The sequence below is a fragment of the Ruegeria sp. BHSC223 genome (assembly GCF_059613025.1).
Genome location: NZ_JBXWRR010000004.1, coordinates 85,858 through 108,125 on the forward strand (window position 1 = coordinate 85,858; position 22,268 = coordinate 108,125).

Consider the following 22,268-nt stretch of genomic DNA (forward strand, 5'->3'; position numbering starts at 1 on the left):
GCTGCTCTTAGGTCTGTTCGCGGTTCGTGCGCGAGGAGGCCCCATGCAGTCGCTGTTTCAAATCCTGATGTTGATCCTGGATGTGGTCTGGTTCTTCATCCTGGCGCATGTGATCATGAGCTGGCTGATCAACTTCCAAGTGCTGAACACGCGCCAGCAACTGGTGGCGCAGATCTGGTACGGGCTGAACCGGGTGCTGGAGCCGATCTATGGCCCGATCCGCCGGATCCTGCCGCCGATGGGCGGGCTCGACCTGACCCCGCTTGTGGTGCTGCTGGCGATCATGGCGCTGCGGATAGTGCTGATCAACAACGCGGCGCTGTTCTATTGAGTTCGGCGAGGGGGTGCCGCCCCCTCTTGGCCTGATGGCCAATTCACCCCTTACCGACTACGAACCTTCACTGCACCGTAGGCAAACAGCAAAGTTGCGGGACGGAGCGGATTTTCGCTATAAACAGATCAACGTCCGCTTTTCAGATCAGTATGGCCGCGTCGGAGGACGCGTACGTCGATATCACATCGTGCTGGTTAGGCACCGGTGACGCAGGGTCGTTTGAATCTGATCTTGTCAAAGTGACAAGAATATTGCATCTCGTTTATTGTCATAGTGACAGGAAACGGTGAGCGGGGTTCTCATGGCGCGTCCGAAGATGGAAGAAGAGCGTAAGGCGCAAATCTTAGACGCACTTGAAACCATGGTTCTTCGGGATGGCTTGGCGCAATTGACGCTGGCAAAAGTGGCGCAAGAGGCGAAACTGCCTCGCTCATTGCTACGCTACTTCGCTGGCAACAAAACTGATCTGATCCTTTTGCTGTTCGAGCGCATGATCGAACGAGGAGAAGCCAAGATAGAGGGGCTGACAACTTCCCAACAGGATGAACTGAGTGTCGAGCAGGTCCTTGATCTCGTGTTGGACGAGCTGCTGGGCGACGAGAATCTAAGCGTCATGGTCGATGAGCTTTGGCCTTACGCAGCATTGGATCGCCGCATTCAGGAACGTCTGCGTGGACTGTACCAACGGCTCTGTCAGGAACTGGTGGATCGCATGAGCTCGGAGCTGATCGGTGCTGATGACGACGATCGCTTTCGCCGTGCTTATGGGATTGTTGCCATGGGTTTCGGCGCCACCTTCTTTTCAGATATCAGCTTTGTTCCCAGGGACCCCGATACAATTCGCAATGTCGCACGAGAATTGCTTCGACCAAACTTATCAACCTGAAAATCGAAGGAGACCATCATGAAGTGGATCAAACGCGGGGTCCTGGCCACTTTGGCACTGGCCCTGATCGGCGGAGCTGTGTTCTGGGGCAAGATTCAAGATGTGCGCGCCCTGATGGCCTATGCTGCCATCTTTGAGCCGGACGCTATCGACCAGAATTTCCGGACGCTCCACAAGGTTTATCCCTCCATCTCCATCGAACGTTCCGGGCCAGTGGCCGAGTTTGAGAACGTGCAACAAGAGGACATCTTTCCCGCGACATACAGCTATGACGGCCAGAGCCTGTCAACGGTTGATCTGTTCGAAGAATTTCACTGGACTGGCATGGCTGTATTGCGTGATGGCAAGCTGATCCACCAAGCTTATGCCCGCGGCAACACCGCTGAAACAAGTCACATCGAAATGTCCGTGACTAAGTCGCTGACCTCGATACTGGTCGGAATTGCGCGCGACGAGGGCGACTTGCCGGATCTGGACGCTCAGGTGACCGATTTTGTTCCGGAACTGAAAGGAACTGGCTACGATGGAGTTACGGTGCAGCAAGTGCTCGATATGACTTCGGGCATTCGGTATGTCGAGGATTACGACGATTTGGATTCGGATATCGTTCAAACCGTCGTGGCGATGCTGCGCGGGTCCCTGGACGAGTTTTCGACCACCATCGTCCGTCAGCGTGAACCCGGCAGTTACAACCAATACGCCAGCATTGAAACGCAGGTTCTGGCTTGGGTTCTACGGCGAGCGACCGGTCAGAAATATGCTGACTACTTCCGAGACAAGCTTTGGAGCAAGATCGGCGCAGAGGCGGACGCGCAGATGCTCGTTGACCAAGAGGGCGAACCGGTGGCTTTCGGAGGAGCGAACCTGCGGCTGCGTGACTTGGCCCGTGTGGGACAGATGGTACTAAATGGCGGTGTCTCCATGACCGGTGAGCGGGTAGTGTCCGAAAGTTGGCTGCGCCAATCGACCACCACGGACACACCGCAATCCAAGGCAGGCAATCATGACAAATCGGACTTCGTACTGGGGTACAAGAACCAGTGGTGGATTCCGGTGGATCGCGATGGGAACGACTTCACTGCTATTGGGATTTATGGGCAGTTTCTCTACATCAACCCCGGTCGTGGCGTGGTAATCGCGATGAACTCGGCTTACCCCGAATACAATGAGAAACCAGAAACTGAACTGAAAATGGTCGTCGCGCTTCAGGCAATTGCCAAGTATGTGAGCCCGGACAGCTAATCAGGTCAACAATCAGGGTGTCGAATACTCAGGCCCGACAACCCGTTTTGGTTCAACGCCGCTTGCCCGATACAACGCTTGCTACCCCGACGGAGCGGAACGGCTCGCATGAGCGCCAGTGATGACGTAACAGTTTCGCTCCAGAATTTCCTTTCTGGCGCATGCTCAGCGGACATTCAGGCAGATCGCAGCATCAGGCACTTTGGGCTCTATCGTTGAATCCGCTGCGCGAAAGACAAATGACTGCGCTGCAGAAAACCGCATGATCAAAGTGACACGATAGATGTTTTCGAACAGAAGAAGACGGGCGCCGGTGCTCTTGTTCCCGGCGCTTTTGCGCGTGTAAGGTGGTCCCAAAGAGCAAAGCGCAAAAATCAGGACAGGCCACCCTCAAGATGTTCGACGCCGCACCGCTGTTGCGAGATGTGTTTGGATTCGACGCCTTCCGCCCCGGACAGGAAGAGATCGCGCGGGCCGTGGCCGAGGGCGAGAACGTGCTGGCGATCATGCCCACGGGGGGCGGCAAGTCGCTGTGTTTCCAACTGCCGGCGCTGATGCGCGACGGGGTGACGGTGGTGATCTCACCGCTGATCGCCCTGATGCGCGACCAGGTGCGCGGCTTGCAGGAGGCGGGTGTCGAGGCGGGGGCCTTGACCTCGGGCAACACAGCTGAAGAGACCGAGGCTGTCTGGGAGGCGCTGGAGGCGGGGCGGCTGAAGCTCCTTTACATGGCCCCCGAACGGCTCGCCTCGGGCGCGGCGATGGGGATGCTGCGGCGGATCGGGGTGAGCCTGATCGCGGTGGACGAAGCCCATTGCGTCAGCCAGTGGGGCCACGATTTCCGCCCCGACTACCTGCGCATCGGAGAGCTGCGCCGGGCGTTGGGCGTGCCGCTGGCCGCCTTCACCGCCACGGCGGATGCCGAGACACAGGCCGAGATCGTCGCGAAACTGTTCGACGGAAAAGCGCCGCGCAGCTTTCTGCGCGGGTTCGACCGGCCCAATATCCACCTCGCCTTTGCCGCCAAGGACAGCCCGCGCCGCCAGATCCTGGATTTCGCGGGCGCCCGGCGCGGCCAGTCGGGCATCGTCTATTGCGGCACCCGCGCCAAGACCGAGACGCTGGCGCAGGCCCTGCGCGAGGACGGCCACAGCGCCTGTCACTATCACGGCGGCATGGAGGCCGAGGACCGCCGCATCGTCGAGACCCGCTTTGCCCGCGAGGACGGGCTGATCGTGGTGGCGACGGTCGCCTTTGGCATGGGCATCGACAAGCCGGATATCCGTTGGGTCGCCCATGCCGATCTGCCGAAATCCATCGAGGCCTATTATCAAGAGATCGGCCGCGCCGGGCGCGATGGCGGGCCGGCCGAGACGCTGACCCTGTTCGGCCCCGACGACATACGCCTGCGCCGCAGCCAGATCGACGAGGGGCTGGCCCCGCCCGAACGCCGCGCCGCCGACCATGCCCGTCTGAACGCGCTTCTGGGGCTGGCCGAGGCGCTGACCTGCCGCCGCCAGACACTGCTGGGTTACTTTGGCGAGACCGAGGTCAGTTGCGGCAAATGCGATCTGTGCGACAGCCCGGCAGAGCGCTTTGATGGAACCACCGCCGTGCGTATGGCGCTGTCGGCGATGCTGCGGACCGAGGAATGGTTCGGCGCGACCCATCTGATCGACATCCTGCTGGGCAACCAGACCGACAAGATTCGCGAACGCCGCCATGATCAGTTGCCCACCTACGGCGTTGGCACCGAATGGAACCGCGCCCAGTGGCAGGCGATCTTTCGTCAGATGATGGGCCGCGATCTGGTGCGCCCCGATCCCGAACGCCATGGCGCGTTGCGGATGACCGAGGCGGCGCTGCCGATCCTGCGCGGCGAGGCCGAAATCGAGTTGCGCAAGGATACGGTGCGCAAGGCGGCGCGGCGTCCGGCCGTCAAGGCCATGGTCAATGACGAGGACGCGCCGCTGCTGTCCGCGCTCAAGGCCAAGCGCCGCGCTCTGGCCGAGGCGGCGCGGGTCCCGGCCTATGTGATCTTTCCCGACCGCACCCTGATCGAGATGGCCGAGAAGCGCCCCGCATCGCTGGACCAGATGGCCCGGATCGGAGGTATCGGCGCCAAGAAGCTGGAGCGTTACGGCGCCTTGTTCCTGGAGGTGGTAGGCGGCGCCGCCGAAGCGCTGCACCCCGCCCGCCGCAAGCTGGCCGGTCGGCAGACCGGCAACATCTATGACCGGCTGCTGGCGGTGCAGGCCGATCTGGCGCGCGGCCCCGACGGAATCGACAAGCCGCTCAGCTGTTCGGCATCGCAGCTGGCCAAGGTGGCGCAGATGCGGCCCGACGACCGGCACGGGTTGGAGGTGCTGTTGGGCGACCGGCGCTGGGAACGTTTTGGTGAGGCCTTTCTGGACGTGCTGGGCCAGGCGTCCTAGATACGTGCGAAACCAAGGACGAGGGGGCAAGGACATGCTGGTGGTGATCTCTCCGGCCAAGCGGCTGGATTGGGCGGAACGTGACATAGCGGCGACCGAACCCGCCTTTCAGGACGATGCGGTGCGGCTGGCCAAGACCGCGCGCAACCTGACGCTGGGCGATCTCAAGAAACTAATGGGGCTGAGCGACGATCTGGCCCGGCTCAACCGCGACCGGTTCCGCGAATTCGCCGATGCGCCTAGCGCTGATGTGACCCGCCCTGCCGCGCTGGCCTTTGCCGGGGACACCTATCAGGGTCTCGAGGCGGCCTCGCTCGACCCCGAGGAAATGGACTGGGCGCAACAGCATCTGCGCATCCTGTCCGGGCTTTATGGCCTGTTGCGTCCGCTGGATGCGATCCAGGCCTATCGGCTGGAAATGGGCAGCCGGTTGAAGACGCGTCGGGGGACCTCTCTCTATGACTATTGGGGCGATCAGCTGTCCAGAACGCTGAATGCGCAGGCGGATGCGATCGGCACCGATGTGCTGGTCAACTGCGCCAGCCAGGAATATTTCGGCGCCGTGGACCCCAAGGCGCTGAAACTGCGGGTGATCACGCCGGTGTTCATGGAGGACAAGGGCGGCGCGCCCAAGATCGTGAGTTTCTATGCCAAGAAGGCGCGCGGGGCGATGGCTCGCTATATCGTGCAACGCCGTCTGACCGATCCGCAAGCGCTGTGTGAATTCGACAGCGGCGGATACCAGTTTAACGCAGAGATGTCCGAACCCGACAAGCCGGTGTTCCTGCGCCCCTATCAGGGCTGATTTTCTCTCGACCTCTTGCGCGGCGCCGGGCAGTCTGTCGCCACGAGAGAGGGAGAAGGCCATGACCGTATTGATCGCCGGTGCCGGTATCGCGGGGCTCAGCCTGGGGCTGACGCTGCACCAGATCGGGGTGCCGTTCCGCATCTACGAGGCGACGGCGGTGCTGCGCCCCATGGGGGTGGGGATCAACCTGCAACCCAATGCGGTGCGCGAATTGCTGGATCTGGGGCTGGAGGCGGAGCTGGACCGGATCGGGGTGCGGACGCGCCAACTGGGGTTCTATTCGAAACTGGGCAAGACCATCTGGGAAGAACCGCGTGGCACCTGGGCCGGTTATGCCTGGCCGCAATATTCGGTGCATCGCGGCGCCTTGCAGATGATGTTGTATGAGGCGCTGGTTGCACGCGCCGGGGCAGATTGCGTGGTGACGGGCGCTCGTGCCACCGGGTTCGAAACCGGGCCAGAGGGCGCCATTCTGATCCTGAGCGATGGGCGCCGGGTCGAGGGGCGATTGCTGATCGCCGCCGATGGCATCCATTCGGCGCTTCGGGCGCAGATGTACCCGGACGAGGGCGAGCCGATCTGGAACGGACGCGTCTTGTGGCGTGCCACCACCCGGGCGCCCGCCTATTTCGGCGGCGGTGCGATGGCGATGATCGGGCATGACGATCTGCGGCTGGTCTCCTATCCGATCTCGGACCCGGATAGCGACGGCATGGTCGAAATGAACTGGATCGCCGAGAAACGCTTTCCCCTCGATGCCGCGTGGAAGAAAGAGGATTGGAACCGTGCCGCCGATATCGGTGACTTCCTGCCCGATTTCGCGGACTGGCGGTTCGACTGGATCGACGTTCCCGCACTGATCCGGGGGGCCGAGGTGGTCTATGAATATCCGATGGTCGACCGCGACCCGCTGCCCCGCTGGACGAATGGTTCGATGACCCTGATGGGCGATGCGGCGCATCCCACTTATCCGGTGGGATCGAACGGGGCCAGTCAGGCGATTCTGGATGCCCGCATCATCGGTGCCCGGCTGCTGGAGCATGGGATTACGCCCAGGGCGCTGGAAGCCTATGAGGCCGACACCCGCCCGGTGACCACCGCCGTTGGCAAGGCCAATCGCGCGGGCGGGGGGCCGGACGGGGTGCTGCAACGGGTCGAGGATCTGTGCGGCGGGGATTTCGACGATATCGACACCGTGATCCCCCACGCGGATCTGGCCGCACATGCGGCCAGGTACAAATCCATCGCCGGGTTTTCGATCGAAGAGCTGAATGCGCGCCCCCGGACCATCGCCGAAGGCGCTCGGGTTACAGCCTAGACCGTCATCGCCGCCGCAACCGCCGCTTTCCAGCGGCGATAAGCGGCCTCGCGGTTGCCCTCGGGCATCTTGGGGGTGAACCGGGCATCCAGCGCCCAGGTCGTGGCAAAGCCCGCCTGATCGGGATAAAGCCCCGCCCGCATCCCGGCCAGCCAAGCCGCGCCCAGCGCCGTGGTCTCCTGCATCACCGGGCGGTCCACCGGCGCGCCCAGACGGTCGGCCAGTCCCTGCATCGCCCAGTCAGACGCGCTCATGCCGCCATCGACGCGCAGGATCACATCCGCATCCGCGCCCCAATCGCCTTGCATCGCCTCCCACAGGTCGCGGGTCTGATAGGCCACGCTTTCCAGCGCCGCCTTGCAGAACTCGGCAGGGCCCGAATTGCGCGTCAGCCCGAACATGGCGCCCCGGCAATCGGGTTTCCAATAGGGGGCACCAAGACCGGTGAAGGCGGGCACAAGAATGACGTTCTGGGCCGGATCGGCGCGGGCGGCCAGTTCACCGCTTTGCGCCGCGGTCTCGATGATCCCCAGCCCGTCGCGCAGCCATTGCACCGCCGCCCCGGCGATGAATATCGACCCTTCCAGCGCATAGGTCCGCTGGCCGTCCAACTGATAGGCAATGGTCGTCAGCAGCCGGTTTTGCGAGGCGACCGGCTGTGTCCCGGTATTGAGCAGCGCGAAACAACCGGTGCCATAGGTGGATTTCATCATGCCGGGCTGGAAACAGGCCTGCCCTATCGTGGCCGCCTGCTGGTCGCCGGCAACGCCCAGGATCGGCACCTGCCCGCCAAACAGATCCGTGATACCGAAATCGGCAGCACAGTCGCGCACCTCGGGCAGCATCGCCATCGGCACGTCGAGCAACTCGCAGATCTCCTTGCTCCATTCCCCCTGATGGATGTCGAACATCAGCGTCCGCGCGGCGTTGGTGGCATCGGTCGCGTGAACCCGCCCGCCGGTCAGCCGCCAGATCAGGAACGAGTCGATGGTGCCAAACAGCAGCTCTCCCGCCGCGGCCCGATCGCGCGCGCCCGGCACGGTGTCGAGGATCCATTTCACCTTGGTGCCCGAGAAATACGGATCGAGCAGCAGGCCGGTCTGGGCGGTAAAGTCATCCTCGCAGCCCGCATTGCGCAACCGCTCGCAGATGGCGGCGGTGCGCCGGTCCTGCCAGACGATGGCGCGATGCACGGGCGCACCGCTGGCCTTGTCCCAGACCACTGTGGTTTCGCGCTGGTTGGTGATGCCGATCCCGGCGATCTGCTCGGGCCCGATCCCCTGAGCAGAGATCACTTCGCGGCAGACCTCGACCGTGGTTTGCCAGATCTCTTCGGCGTCGTGTTCCACCCAGCCCGCTTCGGGAAAATGCTGGGTGAATTCACGCTGAGCGGTCGCCACCCGCCGCATCTCGCCATCGAACAGGATCGCCCGGCTCGAAGTGGTGCCCTGGTCGATCGCCAGAATAAAGGTCATTCTCTGCCCCCTGTCATCGTCTCTTGACCCGGGACTGTAGCCGCATTTCCAGCGTGTCAGGAAGCCCCTACTAATCGTTTAGTTGAGGAACCACGATATTGTCGATCAGCCGCACCCCGTCGAGCCAGGCCGCCACCAGCAGGCGCGCGGGTTCGGTGGACCGGTCAAGCGCGCGCAGACTGTCCGCTGCGCGCAGATCGAAATATTCGATATCGACAAAACCGGCGGCGCCCAGCGCCTCGCGCGCCGCGGGCACCAGATCACCAAATGAGGCGCCAGCCGCCAGCTTCTCGGCCACCTGCCGCATGACGGGATAGAGCCGACCCGCTCGCTCCAGCCCGTCAGCCGAGAGCCTCATGTTGCGTGAGGACATCGCCAGTCCCGAAGGCTCGCGCACCGTGGGACAGCCAATCACCGTGATGGGGATATCCAGATCCTGCGCCATGCGGGTCACCAACATCATCTGCTGGTAATCCTTTTCGCCGAAATAGGCCCGGTCGGCCGCGGTTTGCAGGAACAGTTTCGCCACCACGGTCGCCACGCCGTCGAAATGGCCGGGGCGGCACGCCCCCTCCATCACATCGGTCAGGCCCGAAATCGAGACGGTGGTGGCAAACCCCTCGGGGTAGATCTGGTCGGGATCGGGCACATAGATCGCATCGACCCCATAGGGCGCCAGCTTCGCGGCGTCGGCCTCTTCGGTACGGGGGTATTTGGCCAGATCCTCGGGGCTGTTGAACTGTTTCGGGTTGACGAAAATGGTCACCACCACCCGGTCACAAGCCGCCTTGGCCGCCGCGACCAGCGACAGGTGACCATCATGCAAGGCGCCCATCGTGGGCACCACGCCGATGCTTTCGCCCGCGCGCTTCCAACCGGCGGTGGCGGCGCGCAGATAGGCCAGCTTGCGCAGGATCGGCGCGCTCATGCCTTGGCCCCTTTGACAGGTGCCTGATCGCCAAACACATGTTCCGCCGCCGGAAAGCTGCGCGCGCGGACCTCGGCCGCATATTCGGCAATCGCCGCCTCGGCCATTGGCCCCAGATCGGCATAGCGTTTGACAAATTTCGGTTTGAACGCGGTGAAAAAGCCCAGCATGTCATCCACCACCAATATCTGTCCGTCACACCCGGCCGAGGCCCCGATACCGATGGTGGGAATCGCCACCTCGGCGGTGATCTGGTCGGCCAGCGTCGCGGGCACCTTCTCCAGCACGACCGAGAACGCGCCCGCATCGGCTACCGCATGCGCATCGGCCAGCACCGCCTGGGCCTGATCGTCGCGGCCCTGTACCTTGTAGCCGCCCAATGTGTTGATCGACTGCGGCGTCAGCCCGATATGGGCCATCACCGGAATGCCACGCTTCACCAGAAACCGGATGGTTTCGGCCATCTCGACCCCGCCTTCCAGCTTGACCGCGCCGGCGCCGGTCTCGGCCATCAGCCGGGCAGCATTGCGGAACGCCTGCGCCGGACCCTCCTCGTAGCTGCCGAATGGCATGTCGATGACCAGCATCGCGCGTTCCAGCCCGCGCGCCACCGCCTGCCCGTGCAGGATCATCATCTCCATGGTCACACCCAGGGTGGAACTGAGCCCATGCAGCACCATGCCGACGCTGTCGCCCACCAGCACGAAATCGCAATGCCCATCCATCAGCCGCGCCATCGGCGTGGTATAGGCGGTCAGGCTGACCAGCGGCACGCCCCCCTTTTGCGCCCGGATATCCTGGGCATTGGGGGCGGTCTTGCGGGCAGTCACACTCATTTCCAGTCCTCCACGGAAAATGTTGCATCGCAGCATAGATATTTCGCAACCGCAGCGAAAGCCCGATTGCGCCAACAATTCCTTGATTGCCCCGGGATTTGCGGAAACAGTGAGGCAAGCCGTGACGGGGTCACGATCCCGTCAGACGAAACCAAACGGGGAGAGTTGGAATGAAACGGTTTGTAAAACAGGGGTTTGTCTCTGGTCTGGCGCTGAGTGCCGCTTTGATCGCCGGGGCCGCCTGGGCCAAGGATGACATCACCATCGCAATGCAGTTGGAGCCGCCGCATCTGGACCCAACCAGCGCTGCGGCGCAGGCCATCGACTCGGTGGTCTATGTGAATATTTTCGAGGGATTGACCCGCTTTATGGGCGATGGATCGATCGTCCCCGCCCTGGCCGAAAGCTGGGAGATCTCGGAGGATGGCACCGTCTACACCTTCAAGCTGCACGAGGGCGTGACCTTCCACGACGGCTCGGCGATGGATGCCGAGGACGTCAAGTTCAGCCTGGATCGCGCCCGCGCCGAAGACAGCGCCAATGCGCAAAAGGCGCTGTTCGCCGGGATCGACAGCGTTGATGTGGTCGATCCGCTGACCGTCAAGGTGACGCTGACCGAACCCAACGGCAATTTCCTGTTCAACATGGCCTGGGGCGATGCGGTGATCGTGGCGCCCGAGAGCATCGAGAACATCAAGACCGCGCCGGTGGGCACCGGCCCCTATACGTTTGGCGAATGGGTGCAGGGCGACAAGATCGTGCTGAACCGCAACACCGGTTACTGGGGCCACCAGCCGGCGCTCGCACAAGCGACGTTCAAGTTCATTTCGGACCCCACAGCCGCCTTCGCCGCAATGATGGCCGAGGATGTGGACGTGTTCGACGTGTTCCCCGCGCCGGAAAACCTGCCGCAATTCGAAGCGGATCCGCGGTTCCAGGTGTTGATCGGGTCGACCGAGGGGGAAACCATCCTGTCGACCAACAACAAGCAGGCGCCCTTTGACAACGTCAAGGTACGTCAGGCGATGGCCCATGCCATCGATCGTCAGGCGATCATCGATGGGGCGATGTTTGGATATGGCACCCCGATCGGCACGCATTTCGCACCGCACAACCCGGCCTATGTCGATCTGACCGGCAACTCTGCCTATGACCCGGACAAGGCCAAGGCACTGTTGGCCGAGGCCGGTCTGCCGGATGGGTTCGAAACCACGCTGCACTTGCCGCCCCCCTCTTACGCGCGGCGCGGCGGCGAGATCATTGCGGCCCAGCTGGCCGAGGTCGGCATCAAGGCCGAGATCATCAATGTCGAATGGGCGCAATGGCTGGAAACCGTGTTCAAGGGCAAGAACTTTGGCCTGACCATCGTCAGCCATACCGAACCGATGGATATCGGCATCTATGCCCGGCCTGAGTATTATTTCCAGTATGACAACGCGACCTTCCAGGAGCTGATGGGTACGCTGAACTCCACCACCGATCCGGACAAGCGGACCGAGCTGCTGCAACAGGCTCAGAGGATCATCTCCGAAGATTACGTGAACGGCTATCTGTTCCAACTTGCCAAAACCGGTGTTGCCAAGGTCGGCGTGCAGGGCCTGTGGGCAAACGCCCCCACCGCCGCCATCGACCTATCGGCGATCAGCTGGTCCGAATAGGGCGCGGGACCATTTTCTGACACAGAAAATGGTTCAGAAAATCTGCGATTTTCTGGCTCGCCGCTCCGGTGGCGGGTCTTTTTTCCGAATGGGTGGCATCGACCCGACATGCTCCGCTACAGCCTGAAACGCGCGCTCTCGCTGACGATCAGCCTGGCCATTGCAAGCCTGGTCATCTTTGCGGTGATCGAGATCGCCCCGGGGGATCCGGCCTCGTTCATGCTGGGCGTCAACGCGCAACCCGATACGCTGGCCGCGCTGCGCACAGAGCTGGGTCTGGATCAGTCAAAGGCCGAACGCTATGTCAGCTGGGTGACCGGCATGCTGCGCGGCGATTTCGGTACCTCTTATACCTATCGCACCCCTGTCTCGCAGATGATCGCGGACCGGCTCTGGGTGTCGCTGCCGCTCGCGCTCTACGCGCTGGCGCTGTCCACCGCCATCGCCCTGCCCGCCGGTATCTATGCCGCAGCCCGCCGGGGCAAACCCGGCGATCTGGCGGTGATGGGCGCGACCCAGCTGGGCGTCGCGGTGCCTAATTTCTGGTTCGCCATGATGCTGGTGCTGATTTTTGCGATCAACCTGCGCTGGTTCAACGCGGGCGGCTTTGCCGGCTGGGACAAGGGGCTCGTCGCGGGCCTGCACTCGCTGACCCTGCCCGCCATTGCGCTGGCCCTGCCTCAGGCGGCGATCCTGGCTCGGGTGATGCGCTCGGCCCTGCTCGACATTCTGGGCGAGGATTTCATGCGCACCGCGCGGGCCAAGGGCCTGACCCGCCGCCAGGCGCTGTGGCGGCACGGGCTGCGCAATGCGCTGATCCCGGTGCTGACCATCATCGGCCTGCAATTCTCGTTCCTGCTGGCGGGATCGATCATCATCGAGCAGGTGTTCTATCTGCCCGGCCTCGGACGGCTGGTATTTCAGGCCATCTCGGCGCGCGACCTGATCGTGGTGGAATCGGTTGTCATGCTGTTGGTCTTTGCCGTGATCGTGGTCAATTTCCTGGTCGACCTGGCCTATGCTCTCGTCGACCCGCGCCTGAGGTCCCGGACATGAGCCGCAACCTGATCCTGGGCACGGGCCTTTCCTCGCTGGTGGTACTGGCAGCGCTCATCTCTTTCATCTGGACTCCCTACGACCACACCGCGCTGAACATCCCGGCCAAACTGCAAACACCGAATGCGCAACACTGGTTCGGTACCGATCATTTCGGACGTGACATGTTTTCGATGATCATGGTCGGTGCGCGCACCTCGATTGCGGTGGCCCTGTTGGCCGTGGGCATCGGCATGAGCCTGGGCGTACCGCTGGGCCTGACCGCCGCGGCGCGCAAGGGGTCGTGGCTGGACGAGTTGATCATGCGCGGCAACGATCTGGTCTTTGCCTTCCCCTCGCTGGTGATCGCCATCCTGATCACCGCGGTCTTTGGCGCTGGCGCCGTCAACGCCATCATCGCGATCGGCATCTTCAACATCCCCGTCTTTGCCCGCATCACCCGTGGCGCGGCGCTCAGCCTGTGGGAGCGCGAGTTCATCCTGGCCGCGCGCGTCGCGGGTAAGGGTGCGGCGCGCATTTCGGCCGAACATATCCTGCCCAACGTGGCCAACCTGTTGATCGTGCAGGGCACCATCCAGTTCTCGCTGGGCATTCTGGCCGAAGCGGGGCTGAGCTATGTCGGACTTGGCGCGCAACCGCCGACGCCCAGCTGGGGCCGGATGCTGGCCGATGCACAGACCATGGTCAGTTTCGCGCCGCATCTCGCACTGATTCCGGGGCTGGCCATCATCCTGACCGTGCTGGGGCTGAACCTGATGGGTGACGGGCTGCGCGACTGGCTTGACCCCCGGCTCAGGGTGGCCCGCACATGAGCCTGTTGCAGATCACCGACCTGTCGCTCTCGATCCATGCCTATGAGATCCTCAAGCGCGTGAACCTGACCATCGCGCCGGGTGAGATCGTCGCCGTCACCGGCGAGAGCGGCTCGGGCAAGTCGATGACGGCGCTGGCAGTGATGCAGCTGTTGCCCGGAGGCGCGCGCGCCAGCGGCTCGATCCAGCTGGACGGTCAAGAAATTCTGACCCTGCCCGAGGCGCAGATGTGCGCCCTGCGCGGCGCGGCGGTCGGCATGGTGTTTCAGGAACCGATGACGGCGCTGAACCCGGTCAAGACCATCGGCGATCAGGTGATGGAGACGATCCTGATCCACGAGGCGATGACGCCCGACAGGGCCGAAGAGCGCGCGCGCGAGGTTCTGACCCGCGTCGGCCTGCCGCCCGACCGGTTCCCGCTGTCGCGCTATCCGCACGAACTCAGCGGCGGCCAGCGCCAGCGCGTGGTCATCGCCATGGCCATCGCGCTGCGCCCGAAACTGCTGATCGCGGACGAGCCGACCACCGCGCTCGACGTCACCACGCAGGCGCAGATCCTCGACCTGCTCAAGGGGCTGGTGCAGGAATACGGCATGGGCATGCTGATGATCACCCATGATCTGGCCGTGGTGGCCGATATGGCCGACCATATCACCGTCATGCGCCATGGCGAGGTGGTCGAGGCCGCCCCGACCCAGCGGCTGCTGACCGGTATGAGCCACCCCTATACAAGGATGCTGTTCGCCGCCTCGGATCACCGCGTGACCCTGCCCGCGCCACCGCCACCTGCGCCGCTGCTGGAAGTGTCGGATGTCGTGCGCGACTATGCCCTGCCGCGCACCCGGCTGTTTGCGCGCCCGGGCCATCACCGCGCCGTCGATCATGTCAGCTTTACCCTGAACCGGGGCGAACGGCTGGGGCTGGTCGGCGAATCCGGTTGTGGCAAGTCCACCCTGACACGTGCCATCCTGGGGCTGGAACCGGTTCAGGGCGGCGAAATCCGTCTGGCGGGGCAACCGGTCTTTGACGGCAAACGTGCCAATCCCGAAATCCGCCGCCGCATGCAGGTGGTGTTTCAGGATCCTTACGGCAGCTTCAACCCGCGTCACCGGGTCGACCGGCTGGTGACCGAACCGTTTCACCTGCTCGATGCGCCACCAACCGGGTCGGACCGCAGCGACCGCATTGCCGAGATGCTGAACGCCGTCGGCCTGTCGCCCGACGATGCGGGCAAGTACATCCACGAGTTTTCCGGCGGCCAGCGCCAGCGCATCGCCATCGCCCGCGCGCTGATCATCCGGCCGCAGTTGATCCTGTTCGACGAGGCGGTTTCGGCGCTTGATGTCTCGGTCCGGGCGCAGATCCTCGACCTGCTGGCGCAGCTTTGCTCCGAATATGACCTGACCTATCTGTTCATCAGCCATGACCTGAGCGTTGTGCGCACGATCACCGACCGGGTGCTGGTGATGCAATCGGGCCGCATCGTGGAGCAAGGAGATACAGAACAGGTCTTTTCCGACCCCGCGCATCCCTATACCCGCGCCTTGATCGCCGCCGCGCCACAGCTTCCCGAAACCGGAGCGCGACAGGCATGACCCTTCTTCTGGCAATTATTCCCCAAGCCAGGGAACACAGCCGCGCAACTGCTCTGACCAATCAGTCCGACCTGCCCCCGAACGATAGCCGATTTCGAAAACCTATTGCTTTGCCATCGACAAGGAGACCGCAATGACCCTTCCCCTCTGGTTCGATCCCACGCTCTGCCTCATCCGTGGCCAATGGCAATCGGCTGCCAGCAGTGACACACTGCCACTGATCAACCCCTCTGACGGCTCCGAGATCTGTCGCATCGCCCGTGGCACCGCGCCTGATATCGACGCTGCCGTAATCGCGGCAGAGACTGCACTGGCTGGTGACTGGGGCCGGATGACCGCGACCGAACGGGGCCGTATCCTGTCTCGGCTGGGCCAGTTGGTGCTGGAGCGGGTCGAGGATCTGGCAGTGATCGAGGCCGCGGACGTGGGCAAGCCGCTGACCCAGGCCCGCGCCGATGCGGTCGCGCTGGCGCGGTATTGCGAATTCTACGGCGGTGCCGCCGACAAGGTGATGGGCGAGACCATTCCCTATCTCGACGGCTATACCGTCTATACCCTGCGCGAGCCGCACGGGGTCACCGGCCATATCGTACCCTGGAACTATCCGATGCAGATCATCGGCCGCTCGGTCGGGGCGGCGCTGGCCATGGGCAATGCCTGCGTGTTGAAACCGGCGGAAGAGGCCTGTCTGACCGCGCTGGCCTTTGCCGATCTGGCGATGCAGGCGGGACTACCCGCCGGCGCGCTGAACGTGGTTCCGGGGCTGGGGGCCGAGGCGGGCGCGGCACTGTCGGCGCATCCCGGCGTGCATCATATCTCGTTCACCGGATCGGTCGCCACCGGCGCGCTGGTGCAACAGGCGGCGGGGCGCAACGTGGTGCCGGTGACGCTGGAGCTTGGGGGCAAGTCGCCGCAACTGGTGTTCGACGATGCCGATCTGGAAGCTGCGCTGCCGTTCCTGGTGAATGCCGGATGCCAGAATGCCGGCCAGACCTGCTCTGCCTCTTCGCGGATTCTGGCCCAGCGCGGTGTGTATGAAGAGGTCAAGGCGCGGATGGTTGCCGCCTATTCCGAGCTGACCGTAGGCCCGGCGATGGAAGACTTGCGCGTCGGTCCGCTGATCTCGGCCCGTCAAAAGGAGATCGTGACCGGGTTTCTGGGCAAGGGCGCCGACCTGACCATCGCGGCGCAGGGCCGGATCGTGGATCACGCGCCGGCGTCGGGGGCTTATGTCCGCCCGACGCTTTTCGCCGATGTGCCTCCCGATCATGCGCTGGCCCGGGACGAGATCTTTGGCCCGGTGCAGGTCCTGATCCCGTTTGACACCGAAGAACAGGCCGTCGAGATCGCCAATGGCACCGATTACGGGCTGGTCGCGAGCATCTGGACCCGCGACGGCGCGCGCCAGATGCGGCTGGCCAAGCGGTTGCGGGCCGGACAGGTCTTTATCAACAATTACGGTGCTGGCGGCGGGGTCGAGTTACCCTTTGGCGGGGTTGGGAAATCCGGTCACGGGCGCGAGAAAGGGTTCGAGGCGCTTTACGGCTTTTCGCAGCTCAAGACAGTCGCCGCACGGCACGGCTGAGGATGAGCGCGCGCAGCGGAGATAACGTGGTTCTTGCCATCCTGCTGTCGCTGCTGGCGCTGGTCCTGTTCGACATGATGGGGCTGATCATCAAGTACCTGTCGCCGCGCTATGGGGCGGCGGAACTTTCGGCCTATCGCAACTTTTTCGGGGTCTTTCCCAGCGTGATTGCGCTGTGGTCATCGCGTGCCTGGCACAGTGCAGGGCGGCCTCTGCGGATCCGGCAGTGGCGCCTGGGGCTGATGCGCGGGGTCTATGTGACCTTTGCCCAGTTCCTGTTCTACTATTCGCTGGGCAAGTTGGCCTTTGCGACCGCCTCGACCATCACCTATGCCAATGCGGTGTTCATGACCGCGCTTGCGGTGCCTCTGCTGGGTGAGCGTGTCGGCCTGATGCGCTGGGCCGCGGTGCTGCTGGGCTTTGCCGGGGTGCTGATGGTGATGAAGCCTGGCAGCGACAGTTTCTCGCCGGATGCGCTGGCGCCGCTGGGGGCTGCGTTCCTCTATGCGCTGACCGGGGTGTCGGCGCGGCAGATGGACAGCGCGGTGCCAAGCGCGCTGATCAACCTCTATTCGGTTGTGGCCGCTCTTTTCGGGGCGCTGGCGCTGGCGCTGCTGAGCGGCGGGTTCACCCCGCTTGTCCAATGGTCAGACCTGGGATGGATCGCTGCAATGGGAGGGTTCGGAGGAACAGCGGTGCTGTGTCTGGTGGCCTCCTACCGGATGACCGAGCAGAGCAATCTGGCCCCCTTCAGCTATTTCGGCATTCCCATCGCCTTTGTCGCGGGCTGGCTGGTGTTCGACGAAACCCCTTGGGCCGATCTGTTCCCTGGCGCGTTTCTCATCGCGGGTGGTGGGCTGATGATCGTTTGGCGCGAAAGGATCAGATCGCGGGCAGGGCGACGAATTTCAGAATGAAATTCGTCCCGTTTTCCGGGTCGGAAAACGACCCGAAATCCGTGCCGGATTTCGGTTCACACCTCTACGGCATAACTGGTTTGCTGCCCCACCCCGAACACCCGCTTGTAGCGCGCGACCTCGTTGGCGGGACCCATCGCCTTTTCCGGATTGTCGCTCAACTTTACAGTCGGGCGCCCATTGGCCGAGACCGCCTTGCACACCAGCGAGAACGGTGCCAGCCCATCGTCCGGTACCAGCCCCCTGAAGTCATTGGTCAGCAAAGTGCCCCAGCCGAAGGATATCTTGGCCCGCCCGGCAAACCGGGCATGCAGTTCGGCTATCTTGTCCACGTCGAGCCCGTCCGAGAAGATGATACGCTTCTCGGTTGGATCCTCACCGCGATCCCGCCACCAGGCAATGGCGGTTTCGGCCCCTTCAGCCGGATCACCGCTGTCGATCCGGATGCCGGTCCAGCCCGCCAGCCAATCCGGCGCACGCTCCAGAAACCCCTTGGTGCCATAGGTATCGGGCAGGATGATACGCAGGTTGCCGTCATGCTCCTCGTGCCAGTCGCTCAGCACGTCGTAAGGCGCGCGCGCCAGTTCAGTGTCGGTCTCGGCCAGGGCGCTATAGACCATCGGCAATTCATGCGCGTTGGTGCCGATCGCCTCGACCTCGCGCCGCATTGCGATCAGGCAATTTGATGTGCCGGTGAATTTCGCCCCCAACCCTTCGATCATGGCTTGCACACACCAATCCTGCCACAGAAAGGAGTGCCGCCGACGGGTGCCAAAATCAGCGATTGTCAGCCCATCGATCCCGCGCAGGCGTTCGATCTTCTCCCAGACCCGGGTCATCGCGCGGGCATAGAGGATCTGCAATTCGAACCGGCGCATATCATGCAGTACCGCGCGCGAGCGCAGTTCCATCAGCACTGCCAGCGCCGGTATCTCCCACAGCATCACCTCGGGCCAATTGCCCTCGAAGGTCAGCTCATATTGATCGTCACGGCGTTCCAGATGGTAGGGCGGCAATTGCAGCCCCTCGAACCATTCCATGAAATCCGGACGGAACATCTGGCGTTTGCCATAGAATGTGTTTCCGCGCAGCCATGTGCTTTCACCCCGGCTCAGGCGCAGAGACCGGATGTGGTCAAGTTGTTCGCGCAACTCTCCCTCGTCGATCAGCCGGGCCAGCGGGATCCGCGTCGTGCGATTGATCAGGGAAAAGGTGACCTGAGTGTCGGGCTTGTTGCGGAACACCGATTGGCACATCAGCAACTTATAGAAATCGGTATCAATCAGCGACCGGACGATCGGATCGATCTTCCATTTGTGATTATAGACGCGGGTTGCGATGTCCACGGATAGCCCTCGTTCGGAAAAGGTCACCCATGGATACGCCAGCCGAACCGCCATGGCAATTCACCCGGGAATTGCGGTGCGTGCTCAGCCAGATGCGGTTTTTGGGTTCGCGTCAGGGGGCGGCAAATGGTGCAATAGGCAACGAAACAGATCGGCCCGACCCACCGGTTTGCTGAGGAAATCATCCATCCCGGCGGCAAGACAGGCCTCGCGGTCGCTGTCGAACGTGTTTGCGGTCAACGCTACGATCAGCGGTTGCCTACCCTCTGAGGCGCGGATCTGCCGGGTCGCCTCAATACCGCTCATCACCGGCATCGACATATCCATGAACACGATATCCGGCTTTTGCCGCTGCGCCATGGCAACCGCCTGCTGACCGTCATGGGCAAAATCCAGACGAATCGGCAGGTCGGCCAGGAACTTGCCCATGAGCAATCGGTTGACCCGGTTGTCGTCGGCAACCAGCACGCACAGGCCGCGAAACCGGTCAATCTCTCCCTGTGACAGCAGTTGTCCGCCCGATTGCCCGGCGTTGTCGCCGGGCGGTCCCAACGGCAAGCGGAGCGTAAAGCACGACCCCCGCCCAAGCGTCGAGTCAACGGTGATCCGCCCGCCCATCAACGCGACCAATTCGCGCGAGATTGTCAGCCCAAGACCGGTTCCGCCGTAAAGGCGCGTGGTGTCGGCATCCGCCTGCGAGAACCGCTCGAACACCCGCTCGATCTTGTCAGCGGCGATGCCAATGCCGGTATCCTCGACCTCAAGCGTCAACAGATATCCCTCGCCCTGCGCCTCGGACCGCAAACGCAGGACCACACCGCCGCGTTCAGTGAACTTGATCGCGTTACCAAGCAGGTTGATCAGAACCTGACGCAAGCGCCCATCGTCACCAAGCACGAGGGGAGGAACCTCGGCCCCCGTTTCAAGCGCCAGCCGCAACCCCTTGGCCTGGGCCTGCGGCCTAAGCAGGCGCATAGTATCCCTGACACAGGCCACCGGATCGAAATTCACCGGATTCAGTTCCATTTTGCTGGCATCCAGACGCGACAGTTCCAGAACGTCATTGATGATCGCCAACAAGGCGGTCGAAGAGCTTCGGATCGTATCGACATATTGCCGCTGCTCGATAGAAAGCTTGGTTTCCGACAACAGCTCGGCCATGCCCACGACACCGTTCATAGGCGTCCTGATCTCGTGGCTCATCGTGGCCAGAAACTCGGCCTTGGCGCGCGCGCCCTCTTCGGCGGCGACACGCGCGGCGGCCAACTCCTCAGCCTGTGCCTTGGCGGCTGTTACGTCACGCTCGATGGCAACGGTGACTTCGACCTTGCCGTCCTTATCCAGCACCGGCACCAGATTGGTTTCCATCCAGATCTCGCGGCCGTCCTTGGTCACATTCAAAATCTCGGTCCGAAATGGGCGGCCGGCCTCAACGGCAACGGCTATCGCATTCGAGACCTCAAGGTCTGTCTTGTCGCCATTCAGCAACTCGCCGGGATAGCGCCCCTTGGCCTCGTCCAGAGTGTAACCGGTGGTTCGGGTAAAGGTCTCGTTGGTCCAGACGATATGTCCCTGGTTATCGGCCAGAATGACACTGTCATTGGCATTGCGGGCAACCAGCGACAACAGTTGCGCCTCTTTCTGATGCCGGACCAGATCGCGCCCTTGTTCAATCAGGTCCAGCGTGGTGCGCCGGTGCTGACGAAAGCCCCAGTTCACGAAGTTCAGGAACAACCCTACCATAAAGGCCAGCATCACCGCGCCGGCCGCGTTCAGGAACAGGGCATCCCCGGCCCTGCCCGGCTTTATCGCTTCGATCAGGAAGAGGTATTGCGTGATCCCGGCGTAGACCGCCAGCCGCGCCACGGCGGCGGGGCGATGAAACGGCAGCACAAGCCCGGCATTGATGGCCGCCCCCGCCAGGAACGAGCCGATGAACAGCGGTGACACCCCGCTGCGCGCACCCGTCCATGCCAGCCAGACGCAATAGCTGATCGTCAGAGCCTGAACGAAGGCGGTGAGGGTGCTGCCGATCAGAAGCCGGCGATATCCGTACCCGTTGCGCAATCGTTCCGGCAAACGATTGAGGTACAGACAATCTATCACCTCGCCCAACAGGGCAACGATCACCGCCAGGCTGGCGGTACGCAGCCCCTCGGTCATGGCAAGGACGAAACCACCTGCAAAAGTCATGATCTGGCGACTGGCGAAATTCTTGACCCGCCCGCGCGCGTAGCGGATCAGCAGGCCGCGCCTGCTGTATCTTCGTTCATAGTCAGATAGGTGGTCGACATCGGGCGACCCGGCAACATGCATCGGCGACCCCAAGGATAGATCATGACCTTTCGCTCCGAATCTATACCTTTCAGTCCGTTAACAAATCGCAACCGTGCCTCAGGTCAGCGTGACTCCGGCCGCCTTCATCGCGGAAACAGCCGCGGCCAGAGAGCCGTCCAGATCAATCGCGCGGCAGGCCTGCATCCGCACCTCGACGGCAAAGCCCAACCGCGCTGCATCCAATGCGGAATACTGAACGCAGAAATCGGTGGCGAGCCCGACAAGCGTCAGCCGGGTGATGCCCCGGCTGCGCAGATAGCCCTCCAGGCCCGTGGGCGTGCTGCGATCGTTTTCGAAAAACCCCGAATAGCTGTCGATCGCGACCCGGAACCCCTTGCGCAGGATCAGGTCGGCATCGGTCCGCAGCGCCGGGTGAAACGCGGCGCCCGGGCTGCCCTGCACGCAATGGTCGGGCCACAGCACCTGCGGCCCATAGGCCATGTCGATCATCTCGAACGGAGCCTTGCCCGGATGGGACGAAGCGAAAGAGGAATGCCCAGCCGGGTGCCAATCCTGCGTCAGGAGCACCGCATCGAAATCCGCCATCATGGCGTTGATCGGCGCCACCACCGCGTCGCCCTCGGGCACCGCCAGCGCGCCGCCGGGGCAGAAATCGTTCTGGACGTCGATCACGATCAAGCCATGCATTTGCGCCTCCCTTTTGGGGCCGAGCCTAGCGCGTGGCGTGATCGCCGAAAAG

Annotated in this window: 18 protein-coding genes; 12 read left to right on the forward strand and 6 right to left on the reverse strand. The window is 63.0% G+C overall.

Annotated elements, in window-relative coordinates; all coding sequences use genetic code 11:
- Positions 1–43: 43 nt before the first annotated feature.
- The 6 genes from AC2FNY_RS09475 (at position 44) to AC2FNY_RS09500 (ending at position 7,023) form a co-directional block, all read left to right on the forward strand.
- Positions 44–331 carry a YggT family protein gene (locus AC2FNY_RS09475; RefSeq protein ID WP_234140336.1) on the forward strand — a complete coding sequence of 96 codons (288 nt, stop codon included), beginning with the start codon at positions 44–46 and terminating at the stop codon, positions 329–331.
- Between the two features lie 304 nt (positions 332–635).
- On the forward strand, positions 636–1,220 hold the full coding sequence (locus tag AC2FNY_RS09480) for a TetR/AcrR family transcriptional regulator (protein ID WP_234164985.1): 585 nt from the start codon (positions 636–638) through the stop codon (positions 1,218–1,220).
- 18 nt (positions 1,221–1,238) lie between these two features.
- Complete coding sequence (locus AC2FNY_RS09485) at positions 1,239–2,462, forward strand: serine hydrolase domain-containing protein (RefSeq protein ID WP_496802289.1); 1,224 nt, start codon at positions 1,239–1,241, stop codon at positions 2,460–2,462.
- A 395-nt stretch (positions 2,463–2,857) separates the two neighbouring features.
- Positions 2,858–4,897, forward strand: a complete 2,040-nt coding sequence (gene recQ, locus AC2FNY_RS09490) for a DNA helicase RecQ (protein WP_496802290.1) — start codon at positions 2,858–2,860, stop codon at positions 4,895–4,897.
- Positions 4,898–4,931: 34 nt separating this feature from the next.
- Positions 4,932–5,702, forward strand: a complete 771-nt coding sequence (gene yaaA, locus AC2FNY_RS09495; protein ID WP_496802291.1) for a peroxide stress protein YaaA — start codon at positions 4,932–4,934, stop codon at positions 5,700–5,702.
- A 61-nt stretch (positions 5,703–5,763) separates the two neighbouring features.
- Complete coding sequence (locus AC2FNY_RS09500) at positions 5,764–7,023, forward strand: flavin-dependent oxidoreductase (protein ID WP_496802292.1); 1,260 nt, start codon at positions 5,764–5,766, stop codon at positions 7,021–7,023.
- On the opposite strand, the gene glpK is transcribed toward AC2FNY_RS09500, so the two are convergent.
- The 3 genes from glpK to panB all read right to left on the reverse strand — a co-directional run bounded on the left by glpK (position 7,020) and on the right by panB (position 10,262).
- Complete coding sequence (gene glpK / locus AC2FNY_RS09505; RefSeq protein WP_496802293.1) at positions 7,020–8,498, reverse strand: glycerol kinase GlpK; 1,479 nt, start codon at positions 8,496–8,498, stop codon at positions 7,020–7,022. The genes AC2FNY_RS09500 and glpK overlap by 4 nt on opposite strands.
- Positions 8,499–8,568: 70 nt before the next feature.
- Positions 8,569–9,426, reverse strand: a complete 858-nt coding sequence (gene panC, locus AC2FNY_RS09510) for a pantoate--beta-alanine ligase (RefSeq protein ID WP_496802294.1) — start codon at positions 9,424–9,426, stop codon at positions 8,569–8,571.
- Positions 9,423–10,262, reverse strand: coding sequence for a 3-methyl-2-oxobutanoate hydroxymethyltransferase (panB, locus tag AC2FNY_RS09515; protein WP_496802295.1), 840 nt, complete (start codon positions 10,260–10,262; stop codon positions 9,423–9,425). Before panB ends, panC begins: the two co-directional genes overlap by 4 nt.
- A gap of 170 nt (positions 10,263–10,432) precedes the next feature.
- Between panB and AC2FNY_RS09520 the strand changes: the two genes are divergently transcribed.
- The 6 genes from AC2FNY_RS09520 to AC2FNY_RS09545 all read left to right on the forward strand — a co-directional run bounded on the left by AC2FNY_RS09520 (position 10,433) and on the right by AC2FNY_RS09545 (position 17,885).
- A complete protein-coding gene (locus AC2FNY_RS09520) occupies positions 10,433–11,920 on the forward strand; it encodes an ABC transporter substrate-binding protein (protein WP_496802296.1) in 1,488 nt (495 codons plus the stop codon).
- A gap of 108 nt (positions 11,921–12,028) precedes the next feature.
- Positions 12,029–12,976, forward strand: a complete 948-nt coding sequence (locus AC2FNY_RS09525) for an ABC transporter permease (protein WP_234216729.1) — start codon at positions 12,029–12,031, stop codon at positions 12,974–12,976.
- A complete protein-coding gene (locus AC2FNY_RS09530) occupies positions 12,973–13,788 on the forward strand; it encodes an ABC transporter permease (protein WP_234139248.1) in 816 nt (271 codons plus the stop codon). Before AC2FNY_RS09525 ends, AC2FNY_RS09530 begins: the two co-directional genes overlap by 4 nt.
- Positions 13,785–15,383 carry an ABC transporter ATP-binding protein gene (locus tag AC2FNY_RS09535; RefSeq protein WP_496802297.1) on the forward strand — a complete coding sequence of 533 codons (1,599 nt, stop codon included), beginning with the start codon at positions 13,785–13,787 and terminating at the stop codon, positions 15,381–15,383. Before AC2FNY_RS09530 ends, AC2FNY_RS09535 begins: the two co-directional genes overlap by 4 nt.
- A gap of 133 nt (positions 15,384–15,516) precedes the next feature.
- Positions 15,517–16,968, forward strand: a complete 1,452-nt coding sequence (locus tag AC2FNY_RS09540) for an aldehyde dehydrogenase family protein (RefSeq protein WP_496802298.1) — start codon at positions 15,517–15,519, stop codon at positions 16,966–16,968.
- 2 nt (positions 16,969–16,970) lie between these two features.
- Positions 16,971–17,885, forward strand: a complete 915-nt coding sequence (locus AC2FNY_RS09545; protein WP_496802299.1) for a DMT family transporter — start codon at positions 16,971–16,973, stop codon at positions 17,883–17,885.
- A gap of 56 nt (positions 17,886–17,941) precedes the next feature.
- On the opposite strand, the gene pncB is transcribed toward AC2FNY_RS09545, so the two are convergent.
- The 3 genes from pncB to pncA all read right to left on the reverse strand — a co-directional run bounded on the left by pncB (position 17,942) and on the right by pncA (position 22,216).
- Entirely contained in the window at positions 17,942–19,285 is a 1,344-nt protein-coding gene (gene pncB, locus AC2FNY_RS09550; RefSeq protein ID WP_496802300.1) for a nicotinate phosphoribosyltransferase, read from the reverse strand.
- 30 nt (positions 19,286–19,315) lie between these two features.
- Positions 19,316–21,547, reverse strand: a complete 2,232-nt coding sequence (locus tag AC2FNY_RS09555; RefSeq protein WP_496802301.1) for an ATP-binding protein — start codon at positions 21,545–21,547, stop codon at positions 19,316–19,318.
- A gap of 78 nt (positions 21,548–21,625) precedes the next feature.
- Positions 21,626–22,216, reverse strand: a complete 591-nt coding sequence (gene pncA, locus AC2FNY_RS09560; protein ID WP_496802302.1) for a bifunctional nicotinamidase/pyrazinamidase — start codon at positions 22,214–22,216, stop codon at positions 21,626–21,628.
- Positions 22,217–22,268 lie beyond the last annotated feature (52 nt).